Below are 17,920 nucleotides of genomic sequence, written 5' to 3' on the forward strand. Positions count from 1 at the left end.
CCATGAATCACGAAGAAATCATCGTTGCGCTGCTCATCGCCTTCGGCATCGTCGCCGTCGCCTTCGTGCAGCTCCGTCGCCACCGGCTGCGCGCCGAGGTGGCGGCGAAGAAGGCGCAGATGGTCGCGCGCCTGTCCGAGCGCTTCGGCAGCGACGCCGAATTCATCGCCTTCCTGCAGACGCCGGAAGGACAGCTGATGCTGGAAGGCGAATACTCGTCCGCCGCGATGGGGTATCGCCTGATCGGCCTGCTGCAGGCCGGCATCGTCGCCATCTTCATCGGCCTGGCCTTTCTCGCGAACTCGTTCCCGCCGCCGACGGGGGCCGACATCAACCTCGTGCGCGAAGCCGATTTCGCACGCTGGTGGGGCATCGTCCTGCTCGGCGTCGGCACCGGCCTGATCGTCGCCGGTTCGATGAGCGCGAAGATCGCGAAACGCTGGGGCGTGCTGGGCCGCTGAACGATGCGCGACTACGCGGCCTTCGCCGACGCTTACGCAAGCCATCGCCCGGCTGTGTGGGCCTACCTGCGCCGCCTGGGTGCCGGCCCCGAACTTGCCACCGACCTGGCGCAGGACAGCTTCCTGCGTTGGCTGGAACTGCCGCCCGACCATGGCGACATCGCCCATCCGCGCGCCTGGCTCTACACCACTGCTTCGCGCCTCTACGTCGATCATCGGCGCCGCCTCGGACGTGAAGTGGATTGGGAATCACAAGGGGCCGAACCGGTGATCGAAGAGGATCGCGAGGCGAAGATTCCCGTGGCGGTATGGTCGGTGCTCAGCGCGCGACAACGCCAGCTCTTGTGGCTGGCCTACGCCGAAGGTTTCGATCACGAGGAGATCGCGCGCATCGCCGGCGTCGCCGCGAGCAGCGTGCGCGTGCTGCTGGCGCGTGCCCGCGCGCGACTCGCCGAACTGCTCGCGCCGCCTGAAGGAGAACGGACATGAACATCGAAGATCGTTCGATCGAAGAATTGATCTCGGACGATGCAATGCGGCTGCGCGCGCAGGCGCCCGCATCCAGTCCCCTCATGGCCTGGCACGCGGTGCGCGAGCGATTGGCCTGGCGTCTGGCCCGCCGCTTGCGCTGGATCGGCTTCGGTCTGCTGGCGCTGGTCGCGATCGCGATGACGCCGATGCTGTTGCGCGCGCCCGCTACCATCTGGTGGTGTTTGCCGCTGGCGGCGATGCTTTGGCCCTTGCTCGCGCTCGCCGACGCTCCCCGGCGGCCTGACGGGGAACGCTCCTAGACCGTGCGCATCGCGGCTAGCGCGCAGGCCAGCAGGCAGACTTCACGACCATCGCGGGTGCCCATGCGACCGACTTCGGCAAATCCGATGCGTGCGTGGAAGGCCAACGATCCGGGATTGGGCGGCAACAGGTTCACCTCGCAGGCGAGCCCGACCTTGCCCTGTTCGCGCGCCCTGCTTGCCGCAACGCCGTAGATGCGACGGCCCAGGCCCCGTCCTCGCGCTTCGGGCGCGATGGCGATCTGGTCGATGTACAGGAACGGTTCGTGCAAGCTAGCGCGGAACCAGCCGAACTCCTCGCCGTCGTAGTCGGCCTTGTCCTCATACACGATGACATAGCCGGTACAGCGCTCAGCCTCGCGCCAGAGCAGAAGTTCGCCCTCGGAGGCGAAGATCGCCGCCAGATCGGCCTGTTCGAGCACCGCCACGCCCGGTCGCGCCGCCCGATTGATGCGAAGGACGGCGTCGAAGTCTGCTGCCGTTGCCGCAACCAACATTGAGGCTCTCATCCGATGCCCTTGCGCCGAGCTTCGCATGCGGTCGGATGAAGGGAAAGCATCCGCGGCATCCCGTGGGCGTAGAAGGACACCGACGGCCGCAATGACGGACCGTCGAATCCCACTTCCCGTTGTCCTCGCCTCGGGCGCTCGGCGATACTCATCCTCACTCGGGGCGGGGAGGATGCGGATGCATACCATCATGGTGATCGGCGCAGGCCTGGGCTTGCTGATCGTTTTCCTGTTGATCGGTCTCGCGATTGGCCGAACCCGCTACGCAACGGGTACGGGGGCCCTGTGGTTCATCCCGGCCTGGTTCATCGGCGCTGGCGTGAACCTTTGGATCGGGACCACCCATGGCTACAGCGTTGCTGACGAACTGCCGATCTTCGCGCTGGTGTTCGCACCGCCGGCCGCGCTCGCCGGCCTGCTGGGCTGGCGACTACGACGCTTCTGAGTGCCTCGCCCATGAGCCTGCTGCGCGAACGCGACAAGGCCGATAGCGGCCGGGTGGCCATGGTCGAACTGTTCTTCGACCTGGTCTTCGTCTTTGCCGTCACCCAGCTCTCGCATTCCCTATTGGGCGATCTGACGGCGCAAGGCCTGGCGAAAGTCGGTCTGTTGCTGCTGGCCGTCTGGTGGGTCTGGATCTACACCTCGTGGGTCACGAACTTCCTCGACCCCGAACGGCTGCCGGTGCGCATCTGCCTGTTCGCGCTTATGTTCGTCGGCCTCCTGCTTTCGGTGTCCATTCCGCACGCTTTCGACAAGCATGGCCTGGTGTTCGCGGCCAGTTACGCCTTCATGCAGGTCGCGCGTACCGGCTTCTTCCTGTGGGCCGCGCGCGGCGCGCCGGAACGCATGCGGCGCAACTTCCAACGCATCCTGGCCTGGCTGTCGGTATCGGCCGTCTGCTGGCTGATCGGCGGATTCGCCGCGGGCGAGACGCGCTGGCTGTGGTGGGCGTTGGCCCTGCTGATCGAATTCGCCGGGCCCTGGGCTTATTTCTATGTGCCCGGCCTCGGCGCGTCGACGACCGCGGACTGGAGCGTGGATGGCGGCCACCTGGCCGAACGCTGCGCCTTGTTCGTCATCATCGCGCTGGGCGAGTCGCTGCTGGTCACCGGCGCGACTTTCGGCGACCAGGCTTGGAACACGCAGAACATCGTCGCTCTGGTTTCCGCGGTATTCGGCAGCGTGCTGATGTGGTGGATCTATTTCGATACCGGGCAACAGCGCGCGCATCATCGCATCGCGCATTCGAAGGATCCCGGTCGCCAGGGCCGCAGCGCCTATACCTATGCGCATACGCTGATCGTCGCCGGCATCATCGTCTGCGCCGTCGCCGACGAACTGGTGATCGTGCATCCGCAGCACGGCGAGAATCCGGCGCTGATGGCCATCCTCGGTGGCCCGTTCTGCTATCTGCTGGGCGTCGCCTGGTTCAAGTGGCTGACGAACGACCGGCGCACGCCGCCGCTGTCGCATATGGTCGGCATCGGCCTGCTGGCCCTACTGGCCGTGCCGACCTTCCTGCACTGGCTGTCGCCCTTGGCGCTCGGATTGTCGACCACCGCCGTGATGCTGATCGTGGCGGTGTGGGAATCGCTGGCGATCCGTCGCGCCTGAGGTGAGCAGCGTACCGCGACTATCGCTGGTGATCCCGGCCTGGAACGAAGCCGAGCGCCTGCCGCGATTGCTCGATTCGATGGAAGCGGCGCGCGCGGCGTGCCCGGCCGTCATCGAAGTCATCGTCGCCGACAATGCCTCCACCGATGCCACCGCCGAGATCGCCCGCGCCCGCGGCTGCCTGGTCGTGCCGGTCGAGAAACGCTGCATAGCGGCCTCGCGCAACGGCGGCGCCGCGCAGGCGCGCGGCGAATGGCTGGCCTTCGTCGATGCCGATTCGGTGCTGCATCCGCAGGTGTTCAATGCATTGCTGAAAGCCGCGGATGATCCGCGCACGCTCGGCGGCGCCAGCCGCGTGACGATGGAACGCTGGTCGCTGGGCATCGCGCTGGCTTTCGCGTCGATGCTGCCGATGGTCTGGCTGACCGGTTTCGATACCGGCCTGGTGTTCTGGCGCCGGGAAGACCACGAAACGCTCGGCGGCTACGACGAAAGCAAGATGATCGCCGAGGACGTGGATATGCTCTGGCGCCTGCGCCGGCTCGGCCGCCCGCGCGGCCAGAAACTCGTGCGTCTGCAAGGCGTCAAGACGATCACCTCCTCGCGCAAGTTCGACCGCCACGGCGACTGGCACTGGTTCACGCAGATGCCGCGCATCGGCTGGCGACTGCTGCGCGACCCGCGTGGGATCACCGATTTCGCGAGAAGGTATTGGTATGAGGGGCGCTAGGGTCGCGGTGCTGTGATCAGAACGTGTGTTGCAGCAGGTAGTCCACCAGCTCTTTCGCGTTCATCGTCTTGCCGTCCGGGCCGAGGGTGATCAACGCCGCCAACGCCAGCGCCGGCATCGTTGCGAGGAACTGCTGGTAGCGCAGCAGCAGTTCGCGGATATGCCGGCGCATAGCGCGAATCGCATCGCGTTGCTCAGGAGTGGGAGCGTTCTCCTGCATTTTCACGATATCGGCGAACTTCCTGAAAAGGTCCACGATCGCTTGCGTCGCTTCCATTGCTTCGCGTGCCTGCAGGCCGTCCCGGAGCTGCAGTTGTCCGTCGCGCATCTTGGTCCAGATCAGGTCGTACGCCCCGACTTCGCGCTCGATGCGGTCGATGGCGATGAACTTCAGATCTTTCGGGACCTTCCCATCCATGTTCTGCGCCACATGCACGAGTTCGTGCAGCAGCAAAGCCACGAGCTGCTCGGGATCGGCGTCGAGCACGGCATCCCCGTTCAGCGTCATCGTGCTCTTGCCCTTGCCGGTCTCGGGATCGGGCCCGCCCTCGGGCCATGTCCGGCCATCGGCAGGCCGTATTTCTCCCTTGTCGCCCTGGATGCCGCCATGGATGTGGCGGTCCAGGTCGTCCGTGCTCGGGTTGCCGGGCAAGCCGCGCGTCAGTTCACGCTCGCGAATTTTGCGCCAGGCTTCGCGGATGCGCTGGTCACGCTCACGCTCCAGATCAGGCGTCCATTCGCGCTCAGCCACGATGGTGGGATCGCCCTGACGTTCGGCGCCCTCCAGCCCAAGCAGGAAGTATTCGCCGGCGACCGGTGATGGCCCGGGCCATTCGCGGCAATGACGCCACATCGCATTCGGTCCGTCGCAAAGATGCTCGAACCATTGTTGCCGATGCCACAAGGGCGCGTCGTCCGGCAGCGGCTGCGTCGGCAACGAGATGAATTCAGCTAGACCATCGCATTCGAGCAAGGAGCCGGAGGCCGGGTCCGGATCGACCCACTCGCCCCACAAGGGCAGCGGCTCGTCGTTCAAGCGCACCGGAATCCGTCCTTGCGCTGTCAGTCGCCAGGCATAGAGATCGAAGCCGCCAACGCCCGGCCTTGCCGGCCCTTGCCAGGACAGGCGCGTTCCGAATCGTCCGCGATGTGCATGAAGCCGCATAGACCCGGTGCTCGATTTCTTCGAAGCAAGCATGTCCTGTTCGCGCACGACGCTTCCTCCTTGCGTGCTAGTTCGTCAGACGTTGATAAAGTTTCAAGTCGTCGGCAGAAATCTGCGCCGGCGGGCTGAATACCGGTTCGCGCAGGTCGATCTTCGTGCCGGGTAACTGACCGCCTTTCGGCGGCGGTCCGTTCGGTATCAACACTTCGACCTTCAGGCTCCAGGTGAATTGGCCGAGCAGCGCCGGTGCCTGCAGGCACACCGCCCAGGTACGGAATTCCCAATGCACAACGAGGCGATCGCCCGGTCGCGGCGTGAGACGGCTGCCGTCCTCGAGCTGGAATGCGCCCCAGGGATTCACCAGACCCGGCGAGTCGTTCAATACGCGTCCGCCTTCGGGTCGGTCGCGCTGGTAGGCATAGCAACCGGGGCGTTTGTCTTGCTCCGGCAGCAGATCCAAGTGCCAGTCGCTGCTTGCCGCGATCTTGCGGCCGTTCAGGGTCACCGTGCGCCTCACTGCCTGGATGAAACAGAACTGCCGGCAGGCCGGTGGCGGGATGAAGAGCAGGAAGATGTGCGCACCGATGAAATGACCCTTGCCAGGCAGGTCCATTCCCGGGGACTTGCGGTACTCGTGACCATGGCCGCCGCCCGGCGCAAGTTGCGCGTCGCCCTCCGGACAAGGGCGCTCGGCGTCCAGCGCGACGATCTCCAGTACTGGAACTTCGCGTGGTCGCGTGGTCGCGCCCGGCGGCGGCGGCGCTGGCGTGGAGCGAAGGAGGTCGCCGCGCTGATGCGTGTGGCAGCAGACTTCGCGCGAAAGGATCTCGACCCATTCGCCGAGTGCATTCTGTATTTCTACCGTGATGGTGACGCATTGACCCAACCCGCCTGGAATGGTGATGCCGCCACCCTGCCCGTCATCGTCGTCGTTCGTCTGTTCCTCGGCCTTACGGCGCAAGCTGCGCCGCTCGTTCGGCGAGAAGATGTGCGTGGTCGTGGTACCGAGCGCACCGCTGGCGCGAACGCGCGCCGGCACCGCCAGCAGGTTGCGCAAGCGGATGCGCGTCATGCAACAAGGCAGGGGTGCGCGGCGCATTGGCCTACGCTCTTCACCCGGCGCTTCGTCGGCGATCGGACGACCGATCGCTGGATCGTCGATCACGCCCATCAGGGCCCGATCAAGCCCGGCGCTCAATCTGTCGGCATCCTCGTCCTTCGCCGCGTCCAGAACGTCGTATAAAGGCCCGGCGAGTCGCCACGCTTTTTTTGCCAGAGCCTCGCGCTGCGAATGCAGCGATTGACGCATCGCCTGTTGGCGCAGGTCCGTCAGCCCCGCTAACGCCTTCTCCCATCGACCCAGCAATGCGATGTCCAGGCGCGCAGACGCCCGACGACGCGATACCGTTTTCGTTTCCGAACGTTTCATGGCCATGACGACCCCTCGCTGGCGATGGCGGAGTGCGGCCCAGCCGGATCCGACGTCCCTATCGCTTCCGGCAAGGCGGCAGCGTTGCTGACGGCGCCATCGCGCGCATTGCGCGTTGGCGTGTCATCGACAAAAACGCAGCGATGCTCAGCCGCCGGCCATACGTCGAGTCAGCGCCTTCCCACCTTCACCGTCAGCGGCCAGGTGACGGCGCGCACGGAATCGGGATCGCCCCAGGCGGCCTGCATGTCGTCGGCGAATTCGCCGACGATGTCGCGGCCGGTCTGTTTCGCCAGTTTCTGCGAGGCCGACCAGCTGCGCAGGTAGGCGAGGTACTGCGGCAGCGTCCAGTCGCAGCGCAGTTCTAAAGGCGGCGAGTCGATGCGCTCGAACGGGAACGGCAGGGTCGCGTAGCCGGCTTCGACATGCCGGCGCTCCGGCGCCCAGTAGGGGTCGAGTTCGCCGCGATACAGGCGATAGAAAACCTCGTCCACTTGCGGATTCACCGACGAGCGTTCGTAGGTCCAGACGGCGATGCGGCCATCGGGTCTCATCACGCGCTTGGCTTCCGCAAAAAATCGATCGCAGTCGAACCAATGCATCGCCTGCGCGACGGTCACCAGATCGGCGCTGGCATCGGGCAGCGAGCACTGCTCCGCCGGCTCGACGGCATAGCGGATATTGTCGCGCGGCACGCCGGCCTCGATCTGCGTCGCGCTCGGATCGGTGGCGAAAACCTGGTCGAAATGAGCGGCCAGGGCGACGCTGGCCTGGCCGTTGCCACAACCGGCATCCCAGACGAGTCCTCGTTCCTTGCATTGGCTCGCCAGCCAGTCGAACAAGGCCGGCGGATAGGTCGGCCGCGCTTGCGCGTAGAGATTGGCGTGGCCGGAGAAATGATCCTTGAAGCTCATCGCGATGTTTCCTTGGAATAGACGCAAGGCGCCGCGATCCTTCGAACGTCAACGACCGGTGAAAGCGGTCGCCAGCAAGCTGGCTCCTACAACTTTTCTTCGCGCCACTGTCCGGAGGCGAGGCCGTCCAGGCGATGCGGCCCGATCGAGATGCGCACCAGGCGCAGGGTCGGCAGGCCCACTGCCGCGGTCATGCGCCGCACCTGGCGATTGCGGCCTTCGCGCAAGGTGATCTCGATGAAGCTGTCCGGCACCGTCTTGCGCACGCGGATGGGCGGATCACGCGGCCACAACCAGTCCGGCGCACGATCGAGTCGCTGCGCCTGCGTCGGCTGGGTCGGTCCGTCGTTGAGCAGCACGCCCTTGCGCAACTGCGCGAGCTGCTCGTCGGTCGCATTGCCTTCGACCTGCACGAGGTAGGTCTTCGGCCATTTGAACTTCGGCGAGCTGATCTGCGCGATGCGTGCGCCGTCGTCGGACAACAGCAACATGCCCTCGGAATCGAAATCCAGGCGCCCGGCCGCGTAGATGCCGGAAGGCAAGCCGAATTCGGCCAAGGTGCGCCGTGGCGGCTCGCCCTGGTCCGTGAACTGGCAGAGCACGCCATAGGGTTTGTTGAGGGCAACCAGCATCGGGCCAGTGTACGCCCATGCGAGAATGCGTGCTTTCCAACGCGGTTCCGCGCCATGCATCCGCTGCGCCGATTGTTCGATTTCGCCCGCCCCTATCGCCGCGATGCCGGTTTCGGCGTGCTGTTCTCGGTGTTGAACAAGGTCTTCGACGTCCTGCCCGAGTTGCTGATCGGCGTCGCCGTCGACGTGGTGGTGAACCAGAAGGCTTCCTTCCTGGCGCGAATGGGCCTGCCCGACCCGATGCATCAGCTCTATGCGCTGGTCGTGCTGACGGTGCTGGTCTGGGCCTGTGAATCGTTGTTCGAATATCTCTATGCGCTGCGTTGGCGCGGACTGGCGCAGAACCTGCAGCACGAGCTGCGCCTAGCCGCCTATGCGCACCTTCAGGCGCTGCCGCCGGACACGATCGCGCGCGAGCGAAGCGGTCGATTGATGGCGCTGCTGAACGAGGACGTGAACCAGATCGAACGTTTCCTCAACACCGGCGCGAACGACCTGATCCAGGTCTTCTGCTCTACCCTGCTGGTCGGCGCGGTCTTCTTCACCCTCACCAGCAGCCTCGCCGTGCTGGCCCTGTTGCCGATGCCGCTGATCCTGCTCGGCGCCTTCTGGTTCCAGAAGCGCTTGTATCCGCGCTATGCCGCCGCGCGCGAAGCCGCGGCGACGGTGTCGTCGCGCTTGAACAACAATCTCGCCGGCATGGCGACGATCCAGGCCTACACGGCAGAAACCTTCGAAGCCGATCATGTGCGCGCGGCCTCGGACCAGTTCCGCCAGCGCAATGCCGCCGCGATCCGTGTCGCCGCCGCGATCACGCCGGTGATCCGCATGGCGGTGCTCGCCGGTTTCGTCGCGACGCTGCTGTACGGCGGTTGGCTGACGCTGCAGGGCCAGCTCGGTGTTGGCAGCTATTCGGCGCTGGTGTATCTGACGCAGCGCCTGTTGTGGCCGATGACGCGCCTGGCCGACATGACCGATCTCTACCAGCGTGCGATGGCCTCGGTGAATCGCGTGATGGATCTGCTCGACACGCCGATGCCGACGCGCGGCGAAGCCAGGCTCGCCCTGCCCGTGCGCGGCGAGATTCGTTTCGAGAACCTGGTCTTTGCTTACGACACGCGACGTGCTGTAGATCAGGTCAGTCTCATCGTGCCGGCGGGCCACACGGTCGCCCTGGTCGGCGGCACCGGCAGCGGCAAGAGCACCCTGCTGAAACTGCTGCTGCGCTTCCTCGCGCCGGAACAGGGTCGCATCCTCGTCGATGGACAGGACATCGCGGGGCTCGACCCGGCCGATCTACGCAAGCATCTCGGTTACGTGGCGCAGGAACCCTTCCTGACCGACGGCAGCATCGCCGACAACATCGCTTACGGCGAGCGCCAACCCGACTTCGCGAAAGTCGAAGCGGCGGCGCGCGCCGCCGAGGCGATGGATTTCATCGAGGCGCTACCGATGGGGCTGGACAGCGAAGTCGGCGAACGCGGTGCGCAGCTCTCGGGCGGCCAACGCCAGCGCATCGCCCTGGCACGCGCCCTGTATCGAGAACCGGCCGTATTGATCCTGGATGAAGCGACTTCGGCGGTGGACAACGAAACCGAGGCGGCGATCCAGCGGTCGCTGGCGCGTATCGCGCACCAGCGGACCAGCCTCATCGTCGCGCATCGCCTGTCCACGGTGCGCCATGCCGATGCCATCCATGTGATGGAAGACGGTCGCATCGTCGAGTCCGGCACGCACGATCAGTTGCTGGAACGCGATGGCATCTATGCAGCGCTGTGGCGATTGCAGACCGGCGAGACAGTCGCGTAGCGAAACGCGGTGGGCCAAGGCCCACCCTACGATGGGACGCGTGCGCGGCGAAGACCGCGCAGGCCGAACACGAACAGAAGCAGCGACATCGGCAGCGCGATCGCCGCGACGACGCCTTCGCCGCCTTCGATGGGCATGCCGAGGGCGCGGGCGAGCACGCCAGCGTCGTAGGTCAGCAGGGCGAACAGCGCGACACCGGTCGCGACGAGGACGAGCGGCAAACTCGGGGAGTGTTTCATCGGAATCTCCAGCGTCAGGAAATGCAGGGAGTCGGCGAATGCTTCAGTGCATTCACTGGGTATTGGCGAGGCCAACGGACTTGCCGGCGTACTCGCGGAATTCGGGGCCGGCCAGGCGCAGGTTCTCGCGCAGGTAGGCGCGCAGGCGCTGTCCCGGCGGTTCCGGTACCGCGCCGCCCAGATGCTTCTGCAGCATCGCCTCCATGCCGTACAGGTAGGCTTCTCGCGGCACCGGATCGACCGGCGAATGGCCTCCGTTCGGTTCCACCAGCAGGCTCACCGGACGTTTCGCCGCTTTCAGGGTCGCCGTGTAGTTGACCACTTCACGGATGGCCACCGTTCGATCGGCGCCGCCAGCCATGATCAACAAGGGGCGCTGCATCTTCGCGGCATTCACCATCGGCGATTGCGCATGCAGTCGCGCGTAGGTCGCGGGGTCGGTGGAATCCAGCGACAACGCCGCCAGCGTGTGCTTGAGCGAACGATCCGGCATGTCGCCCTGCTCGCCGGCTTCGAGCAACCAGCGCATCGACCAGCCCAGATCCGCCGGCGGCGAACCGGCGACGCCGACCTTGAACAGCTCCGGCTGGAAGGTGAGACCGAGCAACGTCGAATAGCCGCCGAAGGAATGGCCGACGATGCCGACGCGGTCCTTGTCGCCGATGCCCTGCGCCAACAGCCAGCGCACGCCCTCGACGATGTCCTGCTGCACGCGGCCGTTGCCGTAGTCGCCGTTGGAGGAAAAGGTGTAGGTGCGACCGTGGCCGGTGGAGCCACGGAAATTCGACTGGAACACCACGTAGCCGCGATTGGCGAGGAACTGCGCGACGCCGTCGTAGCCGGGACGGAAATGGTTGATCGGTCCGCCATGCACATGCGCGACCATCGGCGCGCGCGCAGCGTCCACGCCCGGCGGAAGCAGCAGAAAGCCGTGAACGCGCACGCCGTCCGAGGCGAGATAGTCGATGGCGATCTTGCGCGCGAGGTTCGACTCCGGCGGCGAGTTCGCGGTGATGCCAGGATCGTCGAGGATGCGGCGCAGGTTCCCGTTGCGCGGATCGTACAACCACCAGCGCGGATCGCGCAGGGTCGGCGCGCGTTCGCTGACCAGCCAGTGCGCGGACGGGCCGCTGCCAGCCTGCAGGGCGATGTCGCGGCCCGGGAATTTCTTCGCGATGGCGGCAACCGTGCCCTGCGCTTCGCCGATGCCGTAGGTCGCGGCGACGGTGCTGCGGTAGCTCGCCGCCAACGGCTCCTGGGTACGCGGATCGAGCACCACTTCATCGAGATCGGCCTCGCCGCGCGGATCCTGGTGCAGGGTCTGCAATCCATCGTTCGCGTCCAAGCGCATCACGCGGCGGAAGTTCCCGTCGGAACCGTCGCCGGGATTGCCGGTCATCAGCAGGCTGCCGTCGGCGCGCACCGCCAGCAGATCCAATCGTTGCATCGGTTGCAGGCGCAGCACTTCGCGCAGGCTGCCGTCCGCGCGCAAGCGATACAGCGCGTCGAATGCGCCTTCGAAACGCGCCAGCGCGACGACGCGGCCCTGCGCATCCAGCGCGACGTCGTGGATCCAGCGCGCGTCCTCGCGCAGCAGGGTGCGCTTGCCCTGCGCATCCATGCGCACCACGCGCCAACGTTCGCCCTTGCCGGCGGCAACGCGTTCGCCCAGCAGCACTGCAGCAGGCTGCGAGGGATCGAGCTTGATCACCCGCCGCCGTTCGCTGCCGCCCAGCGGCACGCGTACACCGGTGCGACCGGCTGTATCGACGATGGTCAGCGAGCGCGACGAGCGCAGGAACAGCCAGCGCCCGTCGTGCGACCACATGAGCTGCTCGGCCTGGGTACTGCCGACCAACACGCGTGCAGGACCAACCTGCGTCGGCAGCAGCCACAGCGCGCGCGAGTCTTTCTGCTCGCGCAGATAGGCCACGAAATCGCCGGCCGGCGAAAGCTCGGCGGCCACCAGCGTGCGGTTTTCGAGGAAGGCCGTGCGCGGCAGGCGCGGCGCGGGCGGCAGGGCGCGCTGTGCGGCTTCCATGCTGCGCAGGCTTTCGACCGTCTGCGCCGGCAGGGCGCGCGACGCCAGCATGAGGGCGCACAGCGCCAGCGTGGCGCACAGGTTCCGGAACGTCGTCATCGTCTGATGTCCTCTGCGTTCCGGCTCAGGCGGCGACCGGCCGCGCACTCGGCGCGGGCATCGGCAACGTTTCGCGACGCGGTACCATCAGCCACAGGCTGGCCAGCGCCGGCAGGCCGATCACGCCGCACAGCAGCACCCAGCCCCAACGACCGCGCACCGAATGCGACTGCTTGCCGGTCATCCAGATCGCGCCGAGCAACGACAGCAGGCCGCACACACCGGCCAACCACAACACTTGTCGCGGCATCGGTTCCGGCTTCGCGCGCAGCGGATCGTTCGCCGCGAACAGATCCTGCGCGCCCAGGCAGATCGCGCGCAGCACCGGCGACAACCAGGTGTTTCGATTGGTGTAAGCGACCGGCAGGTCGATCGACAGCGCGCGGCGTGCGACTTCACGCGCCTGCCCCTTGCCGTCCACGCGCAGCACCTGCTGGTAAGGATGCTGCAGTTCGCCGCTCCACACGCCCCAGGTATAGGTGTACGACACCAGATAACCGTCCAGCAGTTCGATCACGTCCATCCGGCTGAGGTTGCCGACCGGACCCGGCATCGCCACCCGCATCAGCGGTTGCAGCAGGTCGAGTCCATGCATCGTCTCGCGGCCGGGATAGAAATACGCGGCGCGGTCGCTGAGCACCACGATGTTGTCGCCGGCCGGTTCCGGCGGGCTGGCCATCACCTCGCCCTGCGGCAGGCGGATGCGTTCGAACATGCGCTGCTGTTCGCTGTCGTACTGATAAGCCGCGTGCGCGTTGAACAGGTAGGTCGCGCCGTACGGCATGGTCGGCCCGGGGAATGCGGCTTGCGCCTCGCCCACACCCATCTCGCCACGGGCGCGCTGGTCGCGCAGGCCACGGGTGACGAAACGCGAACGGTCGTGGCTATACACAAAGAAGAGGTTGTTGTCGCCATCGCCGAACTCCAGCGGCGACAGGTTGGTCAGGCTGCCCTGCACCGGCAGGTTGCGCAGCGGATAGGTCGTGTACACATCGGACAGCGCGATCTGCTCACGCCACAGAGCCGCCTCGGCATCGCGACTGCCTTCGATGCCGAGCAGCAGCATCTCCTTGCCCTGGACGCGATCGGCCTCGATATGCCCGCCTTTCGGAGGCTCCGGCGTGTTGAGCGGATGGGTGCCGCTCGCCGTCCAGAACAACTCGACACCGAAACCCATCATCCAGATCAGGAAGTAGGCGCCCAGCTGAACCGGCAGTGCCACCGCCAGCGTCGCCAGCGGATTGCGCGAAGGCGCGGCAGGATCCGGCTTGAACGCGATCGCCAGCAAAAGCGCGAGGAACGCGATGACCACGCATTGCACGCCCAGCATCGCCACGCCGGACGCTTGTGCATACATGAACAGGTTCGGCAGCAGGAAGGCGGCGAACGAATAGCGGCGATTGCCGACCATCGCGTAGGCGCCGGCGAGATAACCGGACACCGCGATCAACCAGGCCGCCACCGGCAACAACCAATGACGCAGGTCGACCACGCGCGCGGTCATCGTGTCCTGGTAGAGGCAGATCAAAGCGATCGGCAACGCCGTCACGGCCAGCAACAGCACCACGCTGGCAAGGCTCAGCGCACCAGCGATCTGCAGGCGATGCATCGGACGATGCAGCAGGTTCAGCCATTGATTCGGCTTGCGGTAACTGCCCATCTGGTACAAGCCCAGCAGGATGCCGGCCACGGCGTACACGGCGCCGAAGACCTGGTAGACGATGGTGGGTTGCTGGGCCATGTCCACCATGCGGCTGAGGAACCCCAGCACGACCAGATTGATGACGCCGGCGATAATGGCCCAAAGGCGGAAGCGCAACAGCTCGCCCTTGAATAGATCGTTCATGTGTTTGTCCTCATGCCGTTGTCCGGCGTTTTTCGCGCTCAGGCGGCTGCCGGCGCGGCGTGGTTCTTGGCAAGGAAGGCGTTGACGGCGCGGTCCAGGCTGACCGGCATCGATTGCACGTTGCGGGCGCCGGCCTTGCGCAGGAATTGCTCGAAGCCGTCGTCCTGGTCCAGCACCAGGTAGTGGTGCAGGCCATCGAGGCGCTGCACTTCCAGCAGGCCCGGCACCGTGTGCAAGTCCGGGCCCTTGAACGGTACGTCGGCGACCCAGTGGCTGACCCGCGCGGTGAAGTCCTCCGGCGCCGACATGTTCTTGAGTTGGCCGCGCTCGAGGATGATGAGGTTGTCGGCGACGCGCTCGATTTCCTCCATCTGGTGCGAGCAATAGATCACCGTGCATTCGTCGGCGGCATTGCTGTACAGCAACGACTCCAGGAACGCGCGTTTGGCGACCACGTCCAGGCCCAGTGTCGGCTCGTCCAGCACCAGTAGCTCCGGCCCCTGCGCCAATGCCAGCGCCAGGTTGAAACCGGCGCGTTCGCCGCGCGACAGCTGGCCGACCTTCTGTTCCGGCAGCACGTGGTAGTGCCCGATCACGCTGTCGAACGCGCGCTGGTTCCAACGCGCGTACTGGTGCTTCTGCATCGTCGTCACCTGCGACACGCGCATCCAGTTCGGCAGGGTGTGTTCCTCGTTGACGAAGCCGATGCGGCCGCGATCTTCCGGCGTCAGCTTTTGGCTGTCGCGACCGAGAATGCGCGCTTCGCCCGCGGTCGGCGGCATGAAGCCCATCAAGATGCGGAACAGGGTGGACTTGCCGGCGCCGTTGGCGCCGACGATGGCATGGATGCGGCCGCGCGGGATGCGCAGGTCGAGATTGTCCAGCGCCAGCTTGCGGCCGTAGCGCTTGCTCAACGCGCGGGTCTCGATGACGTAGTCGTGGTGATTGCTCATGTGTGTGCTCAAAGTCGATTCGTTCGATGCGGATCAGTCGCGCTCAGGCGATCTTTCGGGGAACCAGCTGGCGAAACTCATGCTCGACACGCGCCTGCACCTCGTCAGGCGCGAAACCGAGCGGGATGACGTCGTGGACGAAGCGGCCGATAGCGTCGTCCAGCCGGCGCTCGCGCTCTTCATCGGAGAGGCGCTGGCGCGGCGCAGAGACATACAAGCCCATGCCCTGCCGCGATTCGAGCCAGCCCTCGGCGGTCAACTCGGCATAGGCCTTAGCCACCGTGTTCGGATTGATAGTCAGCTGCTGGGCCAGCCCGCGCACGCTGGGCAGCTGGTCGCCGGTCTTCAGATCGCCGGTGGCGATCTTCATCCGCACCGCATCGGCGATCTGCTTGCCGATCGGCCGCGGATCGCCGGTGGCGATCTGGATCATCAGGGCTTGGGTGCGGGCCATGGACCGTCCTAACTGTACTGTGTGTGCTGGTACAGTACAGACAGCTTTCCGGCCCTGTCAAGGCCATGCGACGAAACAGGGGTTTCGGGGTGCGAGACGACCCGGTTCCCGGCTGGGGCGCCTGCAGCCGACCGCCGAGCTCCGCTGCAATGAACGATGCATCGGCTCTGCGCCATTCACGCCTTTCGCGTGCCCCCGCGATCAGTGGGCCCGCGAACGCGGCGATATCATGCGAGTCTCAAAGGAGGCCCCGATCGCATGTCGCGAAACCTCGCCGGCGCGTTCTGCGCATTCTTCCTGCTGCTTTTCTCCACGATTTCGTGTGCAGCGCCATCGGGATGGCATCCGTCGCCCGGACACAAGCAAGAACCGATCTGGCCGGGCGCGATTCCCAATGCGCGCACACTGGACGGCCCCGAAGTCAGCGGCGAAGTGACGATCAAACCCGGCGGCACGGCAAGGAAATTGGTCGGCGGCAAGCCCTGGATATTCGTCGCGCAGGTCGCCACGCCGACGATGACCGTTTACCCGCCCAAGGGAAAAAACACCGGCGCCGCCGTCGTCGTGTTTCCCGGCGGCGGATACAACGTGCTGGCGATGGATCTCGAAGGCACGGAGGCCTGCGATTGGCTGACCTCGAAAGGCATCACCTGCGTGCTGTTGAAGTATCGCGTGCCCTGCGAGAAATCGGGCCCGTACCGGAATTGCCTGACGGCACTGCAGGATGCGCAGCGCACCGTGGGCCTGGTGCGCTTCCGCGCCGCCGAATGGAGGATCGATCCACGACGCATCGGCGTCATGGGATTCTCCGCCGGCGGCCACATGGTCGTCGCGATGAGCACGCAGTTCGAGAAGCGTCTGTATCCGTCCGTCGACGCGGCCGACCGGGCGAGTTGTCGCCCCGACTTCGCCATCGCACTTTATCCGGGCCATCTGGCCGTGCCGGCGACGAACTTCGCGCTCAATCCGGACGTGCGGATCACACGGGACACGCCACCGACCTTCCTGCTGCACGCCAGGGACGACCCGATCGATCCGGTCGAAAACTCGCTCGTCTACCATTCGGCGCTGAAGAAAGCGGGCGTGCCCGCGGAGCTCCAGGTTTTCGACAAAGGCGGGCATGCGTTCGGATTGCGTAAGACGCATTCGCCCATCGACGCGTGGCCACGGCTCGTCGAACGCTGGCTCGGTGGGATCGGGATGATCCCGCGCAGTTAGTCGCGCGGCTTGACGAAGCGCAAGGTCATGCGATCGCTTTCGCCGATCGCCAGGTACTCGTCGCGATTCTTGTCGCCTTCGCGCAGGGCCGGCGGCAGAGTCCAGACGCCGCCCGGATAGTCCTTGCGGTCCTTCGGATTAGCATTGACCTCGCTGCGTGCCTCAAGCTGGAAACCTGCGCGCAGCGCCAGGTTGATCACGTAGGCCTCGGGCAAATAACCGCTGTTCTTGATCTTCTCGAGCTCGGCGCCTTCGGCGGCGCGATGGTCGACCACGCCGAGTACGCCGCCCGGTTTGAGCACGTCGTAGAAGGCCGCGAACATTTCCTTCTCGGTGCCACCCATCACCCAGTTGTGCACGTTGCGGAACGTCAGCACCGCATCGACGCTGGCCGGTGCGCCCAGTTCCGGCGCGCGCGGATGAATGGGCCGCAGCTGCACGCGATCGTAGACATCGGGCCGGGCGCTGAGCTTAGCGCGCAGCGCATTGTTCTGGTCGGCGTAGAACTTCTCGCGCCCCGGCTCGACCAGCGACGCATCGTTGATCACGCCGACGTACCGGCCGCTCTCGCGCAGATAGGGCGCCAGCACCTCGGTATACCAGCCACCACTGGGCCAGATCTCGATCACGGTCATACCGGGCTTCACGCCGAAGAACTCCAGCGTCTCGCGCGGATGACGGTACTTGTCGCGTGCGGAATTCTTCGCTTCGCGCCAGTCGCCGGCGAGAACGGCATCGAAGGCGCTGCCTACCGGCGCGGCTGCGGGCGCAGGTGCCGGTGTGTCGGCCGGCACGGCTTCGGCGACATCGCCGCGATGGCGACAAGCGGCCAGGGACAAGGCGAGGCCGGCGAAAAGGAAGGATCTGGCGAGAATGTTCATACGGTCTCCGGGGGATGGCCGATCATAGCCCAGCGGCCGTCTGCTCGTTGACACCTCGGTCGCTCATACCCATCTGGCGTCTTGCGGCAGCAAGAGGAAAGAATGAAGAGAAATGAGGAACGAGACGAGGCA

19 protein-coding genes are annotated in these 17,920 nt (G+C 65.8%); 8 read left to right on the plus strand and 11 right to left on the minus strand.

Annotation, left to right across the window (positions count from 1 at the left end):
- The first annotated feature begins 2 nt into the window (after nt 1-2).
- From QM707_RS13025 to QM707_RS13035, 3 genes are read left to right on the plus strand one after another with little or no spacing between them, the layout of a single operon-like run.
- Nucleotides 3-461: a hypothetical protein gene (locus tag QM707_RS13025; RefSeq protein WP_415002307.1), complete on the plus strand. Its 459-nt coding sequence runs from the start codon at nt 3-5 to the stop codon at nt 459-461.
- A gap of 3 nt (nt 462-464) precedes the next feature.
- Nucleotides 465-950, plus strand: a complete 486-nt coding sequence (locus QM707_RS13030) for an RNA polymerase sigma factor (protein WP_415002308.1) — start codon at nt 465-467, stop codon at nt 948-950.
- Nucleotides 947-1,252: a hypothetical protein gene (locus QM707_RS13035; RefSeq protein ID WP_415002309.1), complete on the plus strand. Its 306-nt coding sequence runs from the start codon at nt 947-949 to the stop codon at nt 1,250-1,252. The genes QM707_RS13030 and QM707_RS13035 overlap by 4 nt, the downstream gene beginning before the upstream one ends.
- On the opposite strand, the gene QM707_RS13040 is transcribed toward QM707_RS13035, so the two are convergent.
- The gene (locus tag QM707_RS13040; protein ID WP_415002310.1) at nt 1,249-1,749 is read right to left on the minus strand and encodes a GNAT family N-acetyltransferase; all 501 of its coding nucleotides are present in this window, start codon (nt 1,747-1,749) and stop codon (nt 1,249-1,251) included. The two genes, QM707_RS13035 and QM707_RS13040, sit on opposite strands and share 4 nt — an antisense overlap.
- Nucleotides 1,750-1,939: 190 nt before the next feature.
- Between QM707_RS13040 and QM707_RS13045 the strand changes: the two genes are divergently transcribed.
- The 3 genes from QM707_RS13045 to QM707_RS13055 are packed head-to-tail and all read left to right on the plus strand — an operon-like array spanning nt 1,940 to nt 4,108.
- Complete coding sequence (locus QM707_RS13045) at nt 1,940-2,206, plus strand: hypothetical protein (RefSeq protein WP_415002311.1); 267 nt, start codon at nt 1,940-1,942, stop codon at nt 2,204-2,206.
- A gap of 11 nt (nt 2,207-2,217) precedes the next feature.
- Complete coding sequence (locus QM707_RS13050; protein WP_415002312.1) at nt 2,218-3,378, plus strand: low temperature requirement protein A; 1,161 nt, start codon at nt 2,218-2,220, stop codon at nt 3,376-3,378.
- A 1-nt stretch (nt 3,379) separates the two neighbouring features.
- The gene (locus QM707_RS13055; RefSeq protein WP_415002313.1) at nt 3,380-4,108 is read left to right on the plus strand and encodes a glycosyltransferase; all 729 of its coding nucleotides are present in this window, start codon (nt 3,380-3,382) and stop codon (nt 4,106-4,108) included.
- 16 nt (nt 4,109-4,124) lie between these two features.
- Here QM707_RS13055 and QM707_RS13060 read toward each other — a convergent pair whose 3' ends face one another.
- The 4 genes from QM707_RS13060 to QM707_RS13075 form a co-directional block, all read right to left on the minus strand.
- A complete protein-coding gene (locus QM707_RS13060; protein WP_415002314.1) occupies nt 4,125-5,144 on the minus strand; it encodes a hypothetical protein in 1,020 nt (339 codons plus the stop codon).
- A 196-nt stretch (nt 5,145-5,340) separates the two neighbouring features.
- Nucleotides 5,341-6,702, minus strand: coding sequence for a hypothetical protein (locus QM707_RS13065; RefSeq protein WP_415002315.1), 1,362 nt, complete (start codon nt 6,700-6,702; stop codon nt 5,341-5,343).
- 170 nt (nt 6,703-6,872) lie between these two features.
- Nucleotides 6,873-7,616, minus strand: coding sequence for a class I SAM-dependent methyltransferase (locus QM707_RS13070; protein ID WP_415002316.1), 744 nt, complete (start codon nt 7,614-7,616; stop codon nt 6,873-6,875).
- An 86-nt stretch (nt 7,617-7,702) separates the two neighbouring features.
- Nucleotides 7,703-8,248 (minus strand): pseudouridine synthase, encoded by a 546-nt coding sequence (locus tag QM707_RS13075; protein WP_415002317.1) that lies wholly within the window; start codon nt 8,246-8,248, stop codon nt 7,703-7,705.
- Between the two features lie 54 nt (nt 8,249-8,302).
- Between QM707_RS13075 and QM707_RS13080 the strand changes: the two genes are divergently transcribed.
- A complete protein-coding gene (locus QM707_RS13080) occupies nt 8,303-10,057 on the plus strand; it encodes an ABC transporter ATP-binding protein (protein WP_415002318.1) in 1,755 nt (584 codons plus the stop codon).
- Between the two features lie 26 nt (nt 10,058-10,083).
- Here QM707_RS13080 and QM707_RS13085 read toward each other — a convergent pair whose 3' ends face one another.
- From QM707_RS13085 to QM707_RS13105, 5 genes are read right to left on the minus strand one after another with little or no spacing between them, the layout of a single operon-like run.
- On the minus strand, nt 10,084-10,296 hold the full coding sequence (locus tag QM707_RS13085; protein WP_415002319.1) for a hypothetical protein: 213 nt from the start codon (nt 10,294-10,296) through the stop codon (nt 10,084-10,086).
- A gap of 52 nt (nt 10,297-10,348) precedes the next feature.
- Nucleotides 10,349-12,436, minus strand: a complete 2,088-nt coding sequence (locus tag QM707_RS13090; protein ID WP_415002320.1) for a S9 family peptidase — start codon at nt 12,434-12,436, stop codon at nt 10,349-10,351.
- Between the two features lie 25 nt (nt 12,437-12,461).
- The gene (locus QM707_RS13095) at nt 12,462-14,282 is read right to left on the minus strand and encodes a hypothetical protein (RefSeq protein ID WP_415002321.1); all 1,821 of its coding nucleotides are present in this window, start codon (nt 14,280-14,282) and stop codon (nt 12,462-12,464) included.
- Between the two features lie 38 nt (nt 14,283-14,320).
- Nucleotides 14,321-15,235 carry an ABC transporter ATP-binding protein gene (locus QM707_RS13100; RefSeq protein ID WP_415002322.1) on the minus strand — a complete coding sequence of 305 codons (915 nt, stop codon included), beginning with the start codon at nt 15,233-15,235 and terminating at the stop codon, nt 14,321-14,323.
- A 43-nt stretch (nt 15,236-15,278) separates the two neighbouring features.
- A complete protein-coding gene (locus QM707_RS13105) occupies nt 15,279-15,689 on the minus strand; it encodes a GntR family transcriptional regulator (RefSeq protein WP_415002323.1) in 411 nt (136 codons plus the stop codon).
- A gap of 258 nt (nt 15,690-15,947) precedes the next feature.
- Between QM707_RS13105 and QM707_RS13110 the strand changes: the two genes are divergently transcribed.
- Entirely contained in the window at nt 15,948-16,907 is a 960-nt protein-coding gene (locus tag QM707_RS13110; protein ID WP_415002324.1) for an alpha/beta hydrolase, read from the plus strand.
- Here QM707_RS13110 and QM707_RS13115 read toward each other — a convergent pair.
- Nucleotides 16,904-17,788 (minus strand): class I SAM-dependent methyltransferase, encoded by an 885-nt coding sequence (locus QM707_RS13115; RefSeq protein ID WP_415002325.1) that lies wholly within the window; start codon nt 17,786-17,788, stop codon nt 16,904-16,906. The genes QM707_RS13110 and QM707_RS13115 overlap by 4 nt on opposite strands.
- Nucleotides 17,789-17,920: the final 132 nt, after the last annotated feature.

Origin of the sequence: Arenimonas sp., from assembly GCF_047602345.1 — a bacterium.
Classification (GTDB): domain Bacteria; phylum Pseudomonadota; class Gammaproteobacteria; order Xanthomonadales; family Xanthomonadaceae; genus Arenimonas.

Excerpts from the sequence above, each read along its gene's own strand:
- QM707_RS13085 (WP_415002319.1), bottom strand. The coding sequence starts at position 10,296 with ATGAAACACTCCCCGAGTTTGCCGCTCGTCCTCGTCGCGACCGGTGTC.
- QM707_RS13040 (WP_415002310.1), bottom strand. The coding sequence starts at position 1,749 with ATGTTGGTTGCGGCAACGGCAGCAGACTTCGACGCCGTCCTTCGCATC.
- QM707_RS13075 (WP_415002317.1), bottom strand. The coding sequence starts at position 8,248 with ATGCTGGTTGCCCTCAACAAACCCTATGGCGTGCTCTGCCAGTTCACG.
- QM707_RS13065 (WP_415002315.1), bottom strand. The coding sequence starts at position 6,702 with ATGAAACGTTCGGAAACGAAAACGGTATCGCGTCGTCGGGCGTCTGCG.
- QM707_RS13025 (WP_415002307.1), top strand. The coding sequence starts at position 3 with ATGAATCACGAAGAAATCATCGTTGCGCTGCTCATCGCCTTCGGCATC.
- QM707_RS13095 (WP_415002321.1), bottom strand. The coding sequence starts at position 14,282 with ATGAACGATCTATTCAAGGGCGAGCTGTTGCGCTTCCGCCTTTGGGCC.
- QM707_RS13115 (WP_415002325.1), bottom strand. The coding sequence starts at position 17,788 with ATGAACATTCTCGCCAGATCCTTCCTTTTCGCCGGCCTCGCCTTGTCC.
- QM707_RS13030 (WP_415002308.1), top strand. The coding sequence starts at position 465 with ATGCGCGACTACGCGGCCTTCGCCGACGCTTACGCAAGCCATCGCCCG.
- QM707_RS13045 (WP_415002311.1), top strand. The coding sequence starts at position 1,940 with ATGCATACCATCATGGTGATCGGCGCAGGCCTGGGCTTGCTGATCGTT.
- QM707_RS13100 (WP_415002322.1), bottom strand. The coding sequence starts at position 15,235 with ATGAGCAATCACCACGACTACGTCATCGAGACCCGCGCGTTGAGCAAG.
- QM707_RS13090 (WP_415002320.1), bottom strand. The coding sequence starts at position 12,436 with ATGACGACGTTCCGGAACCTGTGCGCCACGCTGGCGCTGTGCGCCCTC.
- QM707_RS13070 (WP_415002316.1), bottom strand. The coding sequence starts at position 7,616 with ATGAGCTTCAAGGATCATTTCTCCGGCCACGCCAATCTCTACGCGCAA.
- QM707_RS13050 (WP_415002312.1), top strand. The coding sequence starts at position 2,218 with ATGAGCCTGCTGCGCGAACGCGACAAGGCCGATAGCGGCCGGGTGGCC.
- QM707_RS13110 (WP_415002324.1), top strand. The coding sequence starts at position 15,948 with ATGTCGCGAAACCTCGCCGGCGCGTTCTGCGCATTCTTCCTGCTGCTT.
- QM707_RS13105 (WP_415002323.1), bottom strand. The coding sequence starts at position 15,689 with ATGGCCCGCACCCAAGCCCTGATGATCCAGATCGCCACCGGCGATCCG.
- QM707_RS13035 (WP_415002309.1), top strand. The coding sequence starts at position 947 with ATGAACATCGAAGATCGTTCGATCGAAGAATTGATCTCGGACGATGCA.
- QM707_RS13080 (WP_415002318.1), top strand. The coding sequence starts at position 8,303 with ATGCATCCGCTGCGCCGATTGTTCGATTTCGCCCGCCCCTATCGCCGC.